The organism is Phaeobacter sp. SYSU ZJ3003, assembly GCF_041300735.1.
Lineage (GTDB): Bacteria > Pseudomonadota > Alphaproteobacteria > Rhodobacterales > Rhodobacteraceae > Phycobacter > Phycobacter gallaeciensis_A.
The window spans coordinates 84,380-98,894 of record NZ_PXNU01000017.1 but is presented as its reverse complement, the minus strand read 5'-3'; the positions used below and the strand labels follow the sequence as shown (position 1 = coordinate 98,894).

The 14,515-nt window shown below is 63.6% G+C and carries 13 protein-coding genes; 4 read left to right on the top strand and 9 right to left on the bottom strand.

All coding sequences use genetic code 11. From position 1 onward, the window contains the following. Positions 1–71: 71 nt before the first annotated feature. Positions 72–560, bottom strand: a complete 489-nt coding sequence (locus C6W91_RS08145) for a methylated-DNA--[protein]-cysteine S-methyltransferase (protein WP_370570711.1) — start codon at positions 558–560, stop codon at positions 72–74. A 326-nt stretch (positions 561–886) separates the two neighbouring features. Here C6W91_RS08145 and C6W91_RS08140 point away from each other — a divergent pair, with 326 nt between their 5' ends. Then, positions 887–1,453, top strand: coding sequence for a hypothetical protein (locus tag C6W91_RS08140; RefSeq protein ID WP_274837631.1), 567 nt, complete (start codon positions 887–889; stop codon positions 1,451–1,453). A 126-nt stretch (positions 1,454–1,579) separates the two neighbouring features. On the opposite strand, the gene ileS is transcribed toward C6W91_RS08140, so the two are convergent. Further along, positions 1,580–4,501 (bottom strand): isoleucine--tRNA ligase, encoded by a 2,922-nt coding sequence (gene ileS / locus C6W91_RS08135; RefSeq protein ID WP_370570710.1) that lies wholly within the window; start codon positions 4,499–4,501, stop codon positions 1,580–1,582. 327 nt (positions 4,502–4,828) lie between these two features. Between ileS and C6W91_RS08130 the strand changes: the two genes are divergently transcribed. Next, on the top strand, positions 4,829–5,371 hold the full coding sequence (locus C6W91_RS08130; RefSeq protein ID WP_347509069.1) for a hypothetical protein: 543 nt from the start codon (positions 4,829–4,831) through the stop codon (positions 5,369–5,371). Between the two features lie 151 nt (positions 5,372–5,522). On the opposite strand, the gene C6W91_RS08125 is transcribed toward C6W91_RS08130, so the two are convergent. Further along, positions 5,523–6,233: a VIT1/CCC1 transporter family protein gene (locus C6W91_RS08125; protein ID WP_274827710.1), complete on the bottom strand. Its 711-nt coding sequence runs from the start codon at positions 6,231–6,233 to the stop codon at positions 5,523–5,525. A gap of 111 nt (positions 6,234–6,344) precedes the next feature. Beyond that, complete coding sequence (locus tag C6W91_RS08120) at positions 6,345–7,640, bottom strand: calcium-binding protein (protein WP_370570709.1); 1,296 nt, start codon at positions 7,638–7,640, stop codon at positions 6,345–6,347. A gap of 175 nt (positions 7,641–7,815) precedes the next feature. Between C6W91_RS08120 and C6W91_RS08115 the strand changes: the two genes are divergently transcribed. After that, entirely contained in the window at positions 7,816–8,256 is a 441-nt protein-coding gene (locus C6W91_RS08115; protein ID WP_370570708.1) for a group III truncated hemoglobin, read from the top strand. Between the two features lie 9 nt (positions 8,257–8,265). On the opposite strand, the gene C6W91_RS08110 is transcribed toward C6W91_RS08115, so the two are convergent. The 3 genes from C6W91_RS08110 to C6W91_RS08100 are packed head-to-tail and all read right to left on the bottom strand — an operon-like array spanning position 8,266 to position 11,161. After that, a complete protein-coding gene (locus tag C6W91_RS08110; RefSeq protein WP_370570707.1) occupies positions 8,266–9,291 on the bottom strand; it encodes a YcjF family protein in 1,026 nt (341 codons plus the stop codon). Continuing rightward, positions 9,291–9,746, bottom strand: a complete 456-nt coding sequence (locus tag C6W91_RS08105) for an N-acetyltransferase family protein (RefSeq protein ID WP_370570706.1) — start codon at positions 9,744–9,746, stop codon at positions 9,291–9,293. The genes C6W91_RS08110 and C6W91_RS08105 overlap by 1 nt, the downstream gene beginning before the upstream one ends. Then, on the bottom strand, positions 9,743–11,161 hold the full coding sequence (locus C6W91_RS08100) for a YcjX family protein (RefSeq protein WP_370570705.1): 1,419 nt from the start codon (positions 11,159–11,161) through the stop codon (positions 9,743–9,745). The genes C6W91_RS08105 and C6W91_RS08100 overlap by 4 nt, the downstream gene beginning before the upstream one ends. Before the next feature lie 176 nt (positions 11,162–11,337). Between C6W91_RS08100 and truA the strand changes: the two genes are divergently transcribed. Continuing rightward, a complete protein-coding gene (gene truA, locus C6W91_RS08095; RefSeq protein ID WP_370570716.1) occupies positions 11,338–12,111 on the top strand; it encodes a tRNA pseudouridine(38-40) synthase TruA in 774 nt (257 codons plus the stop codon). 335 nt (positions 12,112–12,446) lie between these two features. Here the strand turns inward: truA and C6W91_RS08090 are convergent, their stop codons facing one another. Beyond that, the gene (locus tag C6W91_RS08090) at positions 12,447–13,262 is read right to left on the bottom strand and encodes a thioesterase family protein (RefSeq protein WP_370570704.1); all 816 of its coding nucleotides are present in this window, start codon (positions 13,260–13,262) and stop codon (positions 12,447–12,449) included. A gap of 5 nt (positions 13,263–13,267) precedes the next feature. Then, positions 13,268–14,503: an acyl-CoA dehydrogenase family protein gene (locus tag C6W91_RS08085; protein WP_370570703.1), complete on the bottom strand. Its 1,236-nt coding sequence runs from the start codon at positions 14,501–14,503 to the stop codon at positions 13,268–13,270. Positions 14,504–14,515 lie beyond the last annotated feature (12 nt).

The following is a 14,515-nucleotide window of genomic DNA, read 5'->3' as shown; positions in this document are numbered from 1 at the left end:
AAAGACATGAAATCATAGGAACAACATCAGGGGAATCCTGAATCTGGTCAGAGGCGACATGCTCTAGGATCTCAGATCAGCAACCCTGCCGCGCCCTCATGGCGCAGCAGGGATACTTTTGTTTCGACCCCACCCTGCCCAGAAAACCCGCCAAGCCCGCTGCCACCCAGCACCCGATGACAGGGGATGATGATCGGAATGGGATTAGCGCCGCAAGCATTGCCTACCGCCTGCGCCGAACTGCCAAGAGTCTGCGCCAGCTGACCGTAGGTGCGCGTCTCGCCAAAGGGAATGGCGGCGATTTCCGCGCAAACCGCCTGCTGATAGGCGGACCCTGCCACATCCAGCGGCAGGCTGAAGGTCTCTAACTCTCCCGCGAAATAGGCACGCAGCTGCGCCACTGCCCGGCTCAGCACCTCCTCCGTTGCGGCATCTCCGGCAGGCGCCTGCGTAGGTTCTGCGGGAGTTTCCTGCCAGCGCAGCCGGGTGATCGCCCCATCCTGCGCGGTCACGACCACCCGCCCGACCGGGGTTTTCAGATGCGCGCTCGGCTGCTGCATGCGTTCTGTCCTCTTGCGGTTGTTCACTTTGGGCATTCCCACCCTGCGGCGGGCCGAAGCGGGCCGCAAGCCCGGGCGAGCCGCTCAAGGTGCGAAATGCGCACTTTGGTATAGGTGCCTTATCCCTCTGCCGCTCTCCCCTGCCCAAGCGGGCAGGTGCCAAGCAGTTTAATTAATATGTATTAATGAAGGCACGCAGAGCGGGGTGCCTGCGTCGTGCTGCAATATCCCGGCCTCTGCCACGGACAGCCTTTCGGCCACCTGGAGGAGCAATGACAGGACAGACCAGCTGCACGTCTCGGTAAAGTAAAGGTGGGAACAAGGACATGATTCGACTGGATGCGGCCAACCTGGCCTGGAAACAAAGCTGGTCAGCCAATCAGCCGGTCATGGTCGGCCCAGTGCAGGCTGAAAAGGAGAACGCCAGCCTGTCCGAAAAGATGGGCCTCTCCGAACAATCGGCCTATCGCCTGAAAGCATTGCCCGAGAAGGAAAAGGTTCAAGCCGCGACCGAACAGGTCGATGGCAGCCAGCAGGGTCTGGCCTTCCGGCAGCAGCGCGAAGAGGCCCTGCAAAATTCGTCAAACATGCAGAATAGCAGTGTGAACTCGGTCTTCACTGGTCCGGCCAAGCCGTCCCTGGTGGTACGCGACGCGCAGCAGATGCCGGGGCAACCGGATGCATCACCCTGGGAAAAGGCGCAGGACGACATGCGCCGGGAACGTGTGACGGGCTCTGCCTACGGTGCCCAATCCGAGATTTCCGCCGCTGCCAAGGCACTGTGGCGGCAGTATATTGCGCTGCTGGCCGGCCACCCGGTTGGGCCGCTGCCGATGAACGTCATCAACGCCTGTGCCAATTACAAGGCCGCGCAAAAGGTCGTTGCTGCCTGATTCCCGCTCGCCTACCCCCTCTCCAAAGACCCGGATGTCCGACGAAAAAGCGCCGCCGTTACCCTCAGAAGGCAACGGCGGCGCAATCTGTTTTGGACCCACCCCCGCAAAAGGAGGCGGTACGTCTTAGCTCAGCGCGCTGTCGCAGCGACCGCAGACACCGGCATGGGCATGGGTGCCCACATCCGGCAGGATCTTCCAGCAGCGCTGGCACTTCTCGCCTTCGGCCTTTTCAAACACAACCGAGATGCCGTCGATCTCTGGCATGCGGAAGGCTTCGGCTGGGGCCGGATCGCCAGTCAGAACCACATCCGAAGTGATGCAGATATCGGCAAAATTCACCGATTTCAGCGCCTCCAGAACCTCCGGGACGCGCAGATGCACCACCGGCGCGGCTTCAAGCGAGGCACCGATCACCTTGTCGGTACGCTGGATTTCCAGTGCCGAGGTCACCACCCGGCGGGCCTGACGGATCGCGGCCCATTTCGCGGCCAGCGGCTCGTTCAGCCAGTCGGCCGGCGTTTCGGGGATGTCCACCAGATGCACCGAGCTGTCCTCGCCCGGGAAGCGTTCCAGCCAGACTTCTTCCATGGTGAAGACCAGGATCGGCGCCAGCCAGGTGGTCAGGCGATGGAACAGGATGTCCAGAACGGTGCGCGCGGCGCGGGCATTCAGCGTATCGCCATCGCAATAGAGCGCATCCTTGCGCACGTCGAAATAGAAGGCCGACAGATCGACGGTGGCAAAGGTGAAGACCGCCGAGAACACGCCCTGGAAGTCGAAGGCGGCATAGCCGGAGCGCACCTTGTGATCCAGTTCCGCAAGACGGTGCAGCACCCATTGCTCCAGCTCGGGCATATCGGCGGGATCAACGCGCTGGTCTTCGGTGAAATCGCCAAGGCTGCCCAGCATATACCGCATGGTGTTGCGCAAGCGGCGATAGCTGTCGGCGGTGCCTTTCAGGATCTCCGGACCGATCCGCTGGTCGGCGGTGTAATCGGTCTGGGCCACCCACAGACGCAGGATATCGGCGCCGTATTGCTGCACGACCTTTTCCGGCACGATTGTGTTGCCCAGCGATTTGGACATCTTCATGCCCTTCTCATCCAGCGTAAAGCCGTGGGTCACCACATTGCGGTAAGGCGCGCGGCCCAGGGTGCCACAGGCCTCCAGCAGGGAGGAGTGGAACCAGCCGCGGTGCTGGTCGGTGCCTTCCATGTAGACATCGGCGATACCGTCCTCGGTGCCATCTTCGCGGTCACGCAGCACGAAGGCATGGGTGGAGCCGGAATCGAACCACACGTCGAGAACGTCAAAGACCTGATCATAGGCGTCGGGATCAACGATACCGTCCAGCACCTGCGCCTTGAAGCCGTCCTCGTACCAGACATCGGCGCCATTTTCGTCAAAGGCGGCGACGATACGGGCGTTGACCTCATCGTTGCGCAGCAGGAAATCATCGTCGGTGGGCAGGGCGCCCTTCTTGGTGAAGCAGGTAAGCGGCACGCCCCAGGCGCGCTGGCGCGACAGCACCCAGTCGGGGCGCGCTTCGATCATCGAATAGAGGCGGTTACGCCCGGTCTGCGGCGTCCATTTCACCAGCTGGTCGATCGAGGTCAGCGCCCGCTCACGGATGGTCTTGCCATAGGTATCGAGCCCGTCGCCCAGTTCTTTGTCCACGGCTGCAAACCACTGCGGCGTGTTGCGATAGATGATCGGCGCCTTGGAACGCCAGGAATGCGGGTAGCTGTGCTTGATCTTGCCACGCGCCATCAGCCCGCCAACCTCGACCAGCTTGTCGATGACGGTCTTGTTCGCGTCGCCCTCGCCGCCCTTGCGGTTCAGGATGTATTTGCCGCCAAAGAACGGCAGATCGGCACGGAAGGAACCGTCGTCCATCACGTTGTAGGTGATGACCTGCTTCAGCATGCCAAGGTCACGGTAGAGTTCGAATTCCTCCATCCCGTGGCTGGGCGCGCAGTGCACGAAACCGGTGCCTTCGGTGTCGGTTACGAAATCGGCCGCGCGGAAATCGCGGATATCGTCCCATTCGCCATTGCCACCTTCGGCGCCCGCCAGCGGGTGGGTCAGACCGATGCCTTCGAGATCGGACACCGGTACATCGGCAACGCGGGTATACTGGTCTTCCTCCAGCCGCGCGCGCTTCATGACGTCGGCGGCCAGGTTATCGGCCAGAACGTATTTGTCGCCCACCTTGACCCAGGATTCCTCTGGCGTGCCGGTCACCTCATAAAGGCCATAGGCAATGTCTTCGCCGTAAACCACGGCCTTGTTCGACGGCATGGTCCAGGGGGTGGTGGTCCAGATCACCACATAGGCACCTGCCAGTTTGTGATCGGCAGGCTCGGCCACCTTGAACTTCACCCAGATGGTGAAGCTTTCCTTGTCGTGGTATTCGACCTCGGCCTCGGCCAGCGCGGTTTTTTCCACCGGCGACCACATCACGGGTTTGGAGCCCTGATACAGCGTGCCGTTCATCAGGAACTTCTGGAATTCGCCCGCGATCACCGCTTCGGCGTGGTAATCCATCGTAAGGTACGGATTCGCCCAGTTGCCAGTGATGCCAAGGCGTTTGAACTCTTCCCGCTGGATATCGACCCATTCATCGGCAAAGGCGCGGCACTCCTGGCGGAACTCGATGACCGGCACCGCGTCCTTGTTCTTGCCCTTCTTGCGGTACTGTTCCTCGATCTTCCATTCGATCGGCAGACCGTGGCAGTCCCAGCCCGGCACGTAACGCGCATCATAGCCCATCATCTGGTGCGAGCGCACGATCATGTCCTTGATGGTCTTGTTCAGCGCGTGACCGATGTGCAGGTGGCCGTTGGCATAGGGTGGGCCATCATGCAGCGTGAACGGCTCGCGGCCTTCGTTGTTTTCGCGCAGCCGGTCATAGACACCGATCTTTGCCCAGCGCTCCAGCCATGCGGGTTCCCGCTTGGGCAGGCCCGCGCGCATGGGGAAATCGGTCTTGGGCAGGTTCAGGGTGTCTTTATAGTCGGGGGTCTGAGGCGTGTCGGCGCACATCGGTGGCGTCCTTTGAATAGCTGGTCGTCGTCAGGATTATCTGTGGGATATTCGGTTCGGTGCGATGGCTCAAGCACCTTTGCCCGGCGGCTCTTAGGATTCCGTGTTCGGATCAGAGCGCCGGGTACGTAATTCGAATAATGATGGCCGCACGGTGGGACATGCGGGCCTTATAGGGCGCTGCATCAGGAGGGTAAAGCACACAACGTCGCGACACCCTGCGCTGCTGCGCAACATTCTTGCGCCTCAACAGTTGCCGGACACACCCATGCGCTGTATTTACGGAGGAATAATCAATTAAAAAAACACAACACAGGACCCTTTTTAGTGAAAACCTACATTCTACCCGCGCTGCTTTCCGCCAGCGTCACGCTTTCGGCTTGCGACACAGCAGAATCCCCCAGCGAAACCTACGCCAGCAGGCTGCAAACCGCAGAACAGCTGCCTGTCTCAAAGAATATCTCGCTGACCGCGGCCGGGAAAAGGCTGCCATTGCAAACGGCGACACAGACCCGGATCAGCTTTGCGCAAAACGAGTTGAACGAAGCCAATCCCCCCATGACCCAAGCGGACTGTACACTGACCAGCTCCGCCTTTTCGGGCGCCCTGCGGGTTCCGGGCAAGGTGAACCTGCCCAGCTTTGGTCGCGCCACACCGCCGATGACGATCGCCTGCACAGATGGCAAAAAGACTGTCACTCAAACCATAGAGGTGACGAACCTCACCAAGCTCAAGGCCCAGGAAAATGCCGCCGCGCAGGTTCTTTGGGGTGGTGGTCTGCTGGGGGCGGCTGTGCTGGCCGGAATGTCCAGTGAACGTGACAAGTCTCTGGACCTCTACGGCTACCCTCCGAAAATCCAGGTCAAGTGATCCGCGTTGCGGATCCGTCAGAAGCAAAGGTTCTGCGGCCCCCGTTGCGGGGCCTCAGCGCGCCATAAAAATGGACTGTCAGGATAACCTGACAAGGTCTTAAACCGTTTCGCACGCGAAACATTTTCCCCCGCCGGGCAGACACCGCGCCTCAAGCGTGGAACATCAACCCCACGCCGTAGGCCATGGCCGCCGCCGCGCCGCCGATCACCAGCGTTTCCCCGCCCGAGCGCCACCAGGGCGCCAGCGACCAGCGGCTTTTGAGGGCGCCAATGGCAAAGAAACAGCCCATGGTCATCCAGGACGACACGGTAAAGGCGTTGGAAAGGCCGAAGAGGAAGGGCAGCAGCGGCACCATCCCCGCCACCAGAAAGGCAGCAAAGGTAGCGATGGCGGCCTTCATCGGGTGCGGGTCCACCCCGGCCAGCCCGTATTCGCCCTCAATCATCAGATCGACCCAGGTTTCGCGGTTCTTGCAGATCTCGTCTGTTGCCTCGTCCAGCACACGACCGCTCAGCCCCTTGAGCCGCAGGATCTCCCGCACCTCCTCGCGCTCCCCATCCGGGTAGTGATCGATATGGTGGTTCTCGACCTGGCGCAGTCGGCGGGCGTCGTCCAGTTCGGCCTTGGTGCCCGAATAGTTGCCTGCCGCCATGGAGAACCCATCGGCCAGCACATTGGCCAGCCCCAGCGCCACGATCACAAAGGGCGACAGCCCCGCGCCCGCCACCCCCGCCACGATGGCAAAGGTGGTGACGGATCCGTCGATGCCGCCATAGACCACATCGCGCAGCACCCCCCGCCCCGGCGGTGCGCCGATCCGGTCCTTGATCTCCTGCGGGCTGTGGCCGTGGTCTGTCATTGTGGGGTCTCCGGGCAGGGCATTTACGCCACCCTATCGCGGCAAAAGAAGGGGCGCAGCCCTCAAATAGAAGACCGCGCCCCGTCGTTGTTTTGCCCTCAACAGCAGGGATCAGAAGATGAAATCGCTTTGGTCCAGCTGATCCGCCATGACGCCTTCGAGCAGGATCGAGGTATTGCCAAATTCCACCCGCGCGCCGCGCCCCGCATCGCTGATGCTGAGATCGGCAAAATCCATGCCCAGGGTATTGAGGCTGATCAGGTCGATCCCGTCCTCGAAATCGGTGATCCGGTCGCGCCCTTCGCGCATATCGGTATAGACGAACTCATCCCAGCCTGCGCCACCGGTCAGCACGTCGCGGCCATTGCCGCCAGTCAGGACATCATCGCCGCTGTGTCCCTTCAGCATGTCGCGTCCGGCGCCGCCCTCCAGCATGTCATCGCCGCGGTGGCCTTTCAGCATGTCATTGCCAGAGCCGCCGTTCAGATCATCGCCGCCACCGTGGCCCTTCAGGTGGTCATCCCCCTCATCACCGAACAACCGGTCGCTGCCCTTGTTGCCGAAAAGATGATCGTCGCCACCATCGCCGCGCAGCACATCGTTCTGGCTACGTCCCCAGAGCCAGTCATCATCGGCGCCGCCATCGATCCGGTCGGTCCCCTTGCCACCATAAATCCGGTCATTGCCAAGACCGCCATCAAAGACATCATCCCCCGCGCCCAGACGCACGGTTTCCGAAGCCCGCTGGAACTGGTCCTCAAGGATGTCGAGCGCCTGCGCCCGGTTGGTGCCTTCGATCTCACCCGCGGCCACGGGCAGCAGGCCGACATAGCCATCCTGCGATCCGTTGATCTCGCCGCCGGTCCCGGCGCCAAAGCCCGACCCCACATTTTGCCCATGAATAACGATTTCCCGGTTTTCCATCGGCATCAGATCCGCCGCGGTATAGTCATTACCGCTGACCGGGCTGAAGAAATTGCTGTCGTCACCCAGCTCATAGCTCTGGATGAAATTCATTGTGCCGTCCGACCGGGTCATCGGCAGCACCCCATCGCCATCGGTCAGCGGCAACAGGATGTCGCCATAGGCGGCCAGCCCTTCCAGAACTTCGACAAATCCGTCCTGATCCGCATCATCCGCAATCACCGGCATGCGGGCATCCGAGGGGTTCCCTTCGTCATCAAAGGTGCCATGCACATGCTGGGCGTGGCGCACATTCGGGGTCAGGCCCGCCGCCGAGATCGAGATATTCAGATAGCGGGTACCGTCCTCTTCGGTATTGACCGACAGCAGCGCATCGCCGGTGACGCCCGAATTATTCATCGCCCCCAGGTCTACCGACCAGAAGGCGTCGGCGCCGCGCGGGAACGTCTCGTAGGATGCATAGGATGAAGCCAGATGGGCCATAGGTATCTCTCCCTTTGTTTGAACCTCTGCCCACAGCCACGAAGCCCCCGCGCAAAAAGTTTCATGCCCGATGCGATTTTTTTTCAAACGGCTTTGGCCAGCCTAGGTCAGCCCCCTTTTTCCGCGCCTCTGGCCCGGCTATTGCTGTCCTTCGAAACCAAAGTCAGGAGCTCCCGTGACCTCCCCCGATCTGCCCACACCCCCCGCACAAAACGCCCCGCTGCGCCGCTTTGACATCAGCGGCGCCGAGATCGACGAGGTCGTGCGTGTTTTTTATGGCAAGATACGGCAGCACCCCGTGCTAGGGCCGGTGTTCGGCGCCCATGTGACCGACTGGCCGGAACACGAGGAAAAGATCGCCCGGTTCTGGCGCAACGCAATCCTGCGCGAGAAGTGCTACAACGGCAATCCGATGCGGGTGCATGTCTCTCGCCCCGATATCAAGGCCGAGCATTTCCCACTCTGGCTTGATCTGTTTCACAGCGTTCTGAAGGCTAAGCTGCCCGCACAAACCGCGCAAAGCTGGGGCGCCCTTGCCGACCGGATCGGCGAAGGTTTCAGAACCGGCGTAACCGCCATGCGCCAGCCCAAGGATGCGCCGCCCAAACTGTTCTGAGGTGCGGGTCTAGCGGTCTGCGTCCACCTTTGACTTGGATCTTGAAAACAGACCGGACAGCGCCCGCTGCACGACCCTGCGGGTCGAAGGGCGGTGGCGCGGGGAAAACGGCATCGGGCGGCAGACCTCCATCGCGGCGATGCCAACCCGCGCCGACAGTGCCCCATTGACCACGCCTTCGCCAAACCGCCGCGACAATTTCGACAGGACCGATCCGCCCAGCACGGATTCCAGCAGATCGTCCCCCGCCGCAACCGCGCCGGTGGCCACCAGATGCGCCAGCACCGCCCGCGTCAGCCGCCAGGAGCCGAGCAGGCCCGAGCGTCCGCCGTAGATCTCGGCCACCCGCCGGATCATCCGCACCGAGGCAACAAGCGCCGTCACAACATCGGCCAGCGCCAGCGGCACCAGCGCCGTCACCGTCGCCACCTGCCGCGCGGCGCCTTCGACCTCCTGCAGGGCGCGCGCATCCAGCGGCGCCAGCAACTCGTCCTCGGCCAGCTGCAACAAGGCATCGGCATCCATCACCTCGGGGCTGCGTTCCGCCAGTCGCGCGCGATGCCAGGCCAGATCCGCACGATCTCCATAAAACCGCTCCAGCCGCGCCACATAGGCGCGCGCCGCCGTAGGATCCTCCACCGCCGGGATCGCGGCCTGTCGCAGATCGTCAACCCGCTTCAGCCGCGCCAGCGCCAGCCCTTCGCGCAGCAGCATCAGCGCCGCCAGCACCAGCGCCAGCAGCAAAGCGGCAGAGATCGCCCAGCCCAGAACCGGCACCCGTGCAATCAGCCCGGTGGCAAAATCCCAGGCCGCGACGGACACCATCGCGCCGAGCAGTGCCAGAACCGTGCCCCAGAACCAGCGCGACAGCCGCGAAGGTGGCCGCGTCGCCAGCGCCGCAGCCCGCTGCATGGCAGCCGGAGGCGGCCCGCCCGGCACCTCCGGCCCAAGATCGGGAACCGGCGGCGCATCGCTGACAGCGGGGGCCGGTTTCTGGTCTTCCTCCAGATCAAAGACAACGGGTCCCTGGCTCATCACGCGGCCTCCTGTTTCGCGGCCTGCCAGGCATAGGAAATATCCGGCAGCCCTTCGTCATTGCGCGCGCCATCGCTGCGCGCCGTCTCAGTAAACCCTTCGCGCAGGTAGAACCGCTGCGCCCCGGAATTGGCCTCAAAGGTCCAGAGGTGCAGATGCCCGCTGGTCCTCTTGGCCGCGTCCAGAAGGCGTTTACCTATGCCCTGCCCGCGCGCCTCGGGCGCCAGATAGAGGGCGCAGATTTCCGCACCATCACGGGCCAAAAACCCCAGCACCCTGGCGCCCTCCTCGGCCACGGTGACCCATCCCCGGTCGATCATCACCCCGCAAAAGGAAATCGCCTCGGCCCCGGAATACAGCTCTGGCATCCAGGGCGTTTCTGCCGCAAACCGGTGCAGGATATCGCCAATCGTGCCCGCATCCGTCGGGCGCGCCGGGCGCAATTCAAGGCTCATAGACGATCTCCGATCAGGAATTCGGCGGCCCGGTCCAGTCGGATATGCGGCAGGCCATCCCCAGGTCTGAGGCTCAGGGGCGCAGGCGCAAAGGCCATGCTCTGATAGTCTCCCTCCAGCCACCTCTCCGCCCCTTGTCGCGCCGGGGTCAGCAGCTTGCCCGGATCCTCGGGCAAAGCGCCGGGGTAGAAGGCCGCTTGCCGTCCACCCTCCAGCAATGTGCCGCGCACGCAGGGCAGCTCCTGTCCCTGATGGGCGCGCATTTCCTCGGTCGTGGTCCGCAAAGAGGCCAGCGACAGAGCCGCCGTTTCCGCCCCGGCAAAGCGGGCGCGGTCCTGCGCCTCGCGAGTCAACGCCTCGATGATCGCGGTCAGCTGCGGATGCTGGACGTGGTGCAAATGGTCCGCCTTGGTGGCGGCGAACAGGATCTTCTCCACCCTTTTGCCGCCCAGGATCCGGGTCAGGAACCGGTTACGCCCGGGCCGGAAGGCGCCCAGGATATCCGCCATCGACTGGCGTAGATCCTCGACCGCGGGCGGGCCGGAATGGATCGCCCCCAGCGCATCGACCAGCACCACCTGCCGGTCGATGCGGGAAAAGTGATCGCGAAAGAACGGCTTCACCACCCGCGTCTTATAGGCCTCGTAGCGGCGCGCCATTTCCCGCCGCAGACTGCCACGCGGCGCGCTGCCCTCCCCGGCGGCAAGCGGTGCAAAGGTCAGCACCGGTGAGCCTGCGAGATCACCCGGCAGCAGGAACCGGCCCGGCGTGCAGTCATAGAACCCGGCATTGCGCGCGGCGTTGAGGTATTCGGTGAAGGAGGCCGCCAGCGCCTGTGCCTGCCCCTCGTCATGGGCGGCATGCGCATCGGTGGCCCCTGCGGCCGCGAGGAACCCCTGCGCCTCTTCCCGCCCTGCGATCCGGGCCAGCACTTCGCCGGACCACTGATCAAAGCTCTTGTCCAGCAGCGCCAGATCCAGCAGCCATTCTCCCGGATAATCCACGATATCCAAATGCAGCACCCGGGGGCCCTGCAACCCGGCAAGCAGCCCCGAGGGCCGCACCTTCAGGCTGAGGCGCAGTTCGGAAACGGCGCGGGTGCTGTCCGGCCAATGCGGATCAGCCCCGGTGAGGGCGGCCAAATGGGATTCATAGTCGAACCGCGGCACGGTGTCGTCGGGCTGGGGTTGCAGATAGGCGGTCTCGATCCGCCCATCCCGCGCCGCCGATAGCTGCACCATGCGGCCCCGGTTCATCAGATTGGCCACCAAAGAGGTGATAAAGACGGTCTTGCCCGCCCGCGCCAGACCGGTGACGCCGAGCCTCAGGCTCGGTTCCAGAAAAGTCTCCGACAGGCTGCTGCCCAGGGCCTCGACCCGGCGGGCTGCGCTGTCGGCTAGGGATGTCAGTACCACGCGCCTGCCTTTGTCCTGTTCTGCTGTACTCTGCTCTGCTTGGTCGCTCCGGCGGCCCGGCCGCTCAGCCCAAGATAGGCAGGCTCCGATCAGGATACCAGTGCCCGATGCAGCTGGCAAAGGCCCGTCGGGGCAAAGGACTTGCCTTGCGTCCAACACCGCGCTACTGCCGCGCCATGCCGCGTTTTGCTCTCAAAGTCGAATATCATGGGGCGCCTTTTGCCGGCTGGCAAAGGCAGAAGGAACACCCCTCTGTGCAGGGGGCGATCGAGGCTGCGCTGGCGCGACTGGAGCCTGGGGATCACACCATCGCAGCCGCCGGACGTACCGATGCCGGAGTGCACGGGCTGGGCCAGGTGGCGCATTGCGATCTGCAGAAAAACTGGGACCCCTTCCGCCTGTCAGAGGCGCTGAACTTCCACCTGAAGCCCAATCCGGTCGCCATCACCGCCTGCGCAAGGGTCGCCGATGACTGGCACGCGCGGTTCTCGGCGGTAGAGCGGCAATACCTCTTCCGCATCCTGATGCGCCGCGCCCCAGCCACCCATGAGGCAGGCCAGGTCTGGCAGGTGCCGCATGAACTTGATGCCGAGGCAATGCAGCAGGCCGCAGATCACCTGATCGGGCACCACGATTTCACCACCTTCCGCTCCACCATCTGCCAGGCCGCCAGCCCGGTCAAAACCCTGGACGAGCTGACGGTGGAACGGGTCGCGGGCTTCACCGGGCCGGAAATCCATTTCCACGTGCGCGCCCGCAGCTTTCTGCACAATCAGGTGCGCAGCTTCGTCGGCACGCTGGAACGGGTCGGCGCAGGCAGCTGGTCCCCCGCCGACGTAAAGGCGGCGCTTGAAGCCCGCGATCGCGCCGCCTGTGGCCCGGTCTGCCCCGGACATGGCCTCTATCTGGCCCGCGTCGGTTACCCCGATCCGGTCTTTACCGCCGAATAACCAAAACGCCCCACCATGGCACGAGGGGGCGGGCTCCCGCGCCTTTTCCCTGCATCACAGATGCGAAGCAAAGCCTTGGGCCGGGCGCCGCTGACGCGGCGCGGTTCCGAGCCGCACGCGCCGGGTCAAGGGCGGCCCTGCCGCCGCGCGGCACGCGCGGTTTACCCTTGAGGCGGCATTTCAAAAACACAATCGAAGGCGCGCGTTCAGGGCAGACCTGCCCCTGAACCGCTTCCCCAGCAGCCCTGCGCCGCGCCAGCGGCGCCACGCCCAACTGTGCGGAGCATTCGCAGAATGCTGCAAACAGGCGGGAGAGCCCCTGCCCCACCGCAACCTCAGGCGGGCGGGTGCAGCACCAAAGTCTGCAAGGCGGTTGCGACCGGCCCTTTGGTGTCCTGCAGGACCGACTGCGACATGCCGATGCCGGTGCCGTGCCAATGCGACACGGAATCGGAGGCCAGCCAGTCGCTTTCCGGGGCGCGGTGCACATGCAGGGTCAGGTCGGTGTTCATGAAACCCATCTCGGCCGGACGCGCGTTCCAGGAAATGCCATTGCCGCAATCGGCAAGCGCGCAGAGCGACTGGATCGGCGACTGCTCCTCTCCCTCCAGCAGGGTCGTCGTGCGCATCCACATCGCCTTAGGGCCAGGGCCAAAGCCCGCCCCCGGTGGGTAGGCAACATCCAGAAACTGCCCGAAATAGGGCCTGTCGTGCAGCCCGGCGCCGACGGTGAAATCGCCAGGCGTGGCCTCCTCCAGCCGCAAGGGCGTGACCGGCGCCGTCGGCACCTGCCCCAGATCCTTCTCGACCAGATGCATCGAAGAGGCCCGCACGCAGAGCGTTCCGCCGTCATCGTGGACCGTCACCGAAGTGGTTGCCAGCGTCCGGGTGTGGCGGGTGGTTTCCGCCGCCACCCAAAGCCCCGCCAGCGGCAGAGGGCGCAGGATGTCGAGGGTGAGCCGGGTCAGCATCTTGCCCGGCCCCACCGCCTGCTCTGCCGCCCGCGCCACCAGCCCGGTGACCGGACCGGCGTGGCAATGATCCGGGGACCAGGGCCCCCGGGCCGGGTCATTGCCGACAAAAGCGCCATCGGTGCGCTGGGAAAAGAACGGCGCCGCCGACAGGGCGTTCGGCGACTGCGCCTTTGACATCAGGTTCAGACCTTTTCCTGCGTGTATTTCTTCAGTTCGGTCCGTGCCACCTGACGGCGGTGCACCGCATCCGGCCCATCGGCAAAGCGTAGCGCCCGCTGCCAGGTCCAGCCCATGGCCAGCGGCGTGTCCTGGGAAATGCCCTGACCGCCATGCATCTGCATCGCCTCGTCCAGCACCTTCAGCGCGACGCGCGGGGCAACCACCTTGATCTGCGAGATATGCGGCGCGGCAGCGCGCGCATCGCCCTGATCCATCATCCAGGCGGCCTTGAGGCACAGAAGCCGCGCCATCTCGATCTCCATGCGGCATTCGGCAATGATGTCGTAGTTGGCCCCCAGCTGCGCCAGCTTCTTGCCAAAGGCTTCTTTCTCGAGCGAGCGGCGGCACATCAGCTCCAGCGCCGACTCGGCCTGACCGATCGAGCGCATGCAGTGGTGAATGCGGCCCGGCCCAAGGCGCCCTTGGGCGATCTCGAAGCCGCGTCCTTCGCCGACCAGCAGGTTCTCGGCTGGAACGCGCACATTGGTAAAGCGCAGATGCATGTGGCCATGGGGTGCATCATCGTGGCCAAAGACCTCCATCGGGCGCAGGATCTCGATGCCCGGCGCATCGGCAGGCACCACGATCATCGAATGGCGCCCGTGCTTGGGCAGATCATCACCGCCGGTGCGCACCATTACGATATAGACCTTGCAGCGCGGATCGCCCGCACCCGAGGCCCAGTATTTTTCACCATTCAGGACATAATCATCGCCATCGCGTACGCAGGACATGTCGATATTGGTGGCATCGGAAGATGCAACTTCCGGCTCGGTCATCAGGTAGGCGGAGCGGATTTCCCCCTCCAGAAGCGGCGCCAGCCATTCCTTCTTCATCTTTTCGGTACCGTAGCGCTCAAAGACTTCCATATTGCCGGTATCGGGCGCAGAACAGTTGAACACTTCGGAGCCCAGCGGCGTCTTGCCCATTTCCTCGGCAAAGTGGGCATATTCCACGGTGGTGAGGCCAAAGCCACGGTCGCTGTCGGTCAGCCAGAAGTTCCACAGACCGGCAGCTTTCGCCTTGGCCTTCAGCCCTTCAAGGATCTCGGCCTGACGTTCGGTATAGGCCCAGCGGTCGCCCTTGCCGATCTCAGCCCGGTATTCGGCTTCCAGCGGCATGATCTCATCGCGCACCATCGCTGCGACCCGATCCAGCAGCTTGCGGTTCTCGTCCCGCATCCCAAAATTCATATCCATGACCTTCCTCCC

What these genes read in the sequence shown, in the direction of transcription:
- C6W91_RS08145 (WP_370570711.1), bottom strand. Translation starts at nt 560, where the DNA reads ATGCAGCAGCCGAGCGCGCATCTGAAAACCCCGGTCGGGCGGGTGGTC.
- C6W91_RS08140 (WP_274837631.1), top strand. Translation starts at nt 887, where the DNA reads ATGATTCGACTGGATGCGGCCAACCTGGCCTGGAAACAAAGCTGGTCA.
- ileS (WP_370570710.1), bottom strand. Translation starts at nt 4,501, where the DNA reads ATGTGCGCCGACACGCCTCAGACCCCCGACTATAAAGACACCCTGAAC.
- C6W91_RS08125 (WP_274827710.1), bottom strand. Translation starts at nt 6,233, where the DNA reads ATGACAGACCACGGCCACAGCCCGCAGGAGATCAAGGACCGGATCGGC.
- C6W91_RS08120 (WP_370570709.1), bottom strand. Translation starts at nt 7,640, where the DNA reads ATGGCCCATCTGGCTTCATCCTATGCATCCTACGAGACGTTCCCGCGC.
- C6W91_RS08110 (WP_370570707.1), bottom strand. Translation starts at nt 9,291, where the DNA reads ATGAGCCAGGGACCCGTTGTCTTTGATCTGGAGGAAGACCAGAAACCG.
- C6W91_RS08105 (WP_370570706.1), bottom strand. Translation starts at nt 9,746, where the DNA reads ATGAGCCTTGAATTGCGCCCGGCGCGCCCGACGGATGCGGGCACGATT.
- truA (WP_370570716.1), top strand. Translation starts at nt 11,338, where the DNA reads ATGCCGCGTTTTGCTCTCAAAGTCGAATATCATGGGGCGCCTTTTGCC.
- C6W91_RS08090 (WP_370570704.1), bottom strand. Translation starts at nt 13,262, where the DNA reads ATGTCAAAGGCGCAGTCGCCGAACGCCCTGTCGGCGGCGCCGTTCTTT.
- C6W91_RS08085 (WP_370570703.1), bottom strand. Translation starts at nt 14,503, where the DNA reads ATGGATATGAATTTTGGGATGCGGGACGAGAACCGCAAGCTGCTGGAT.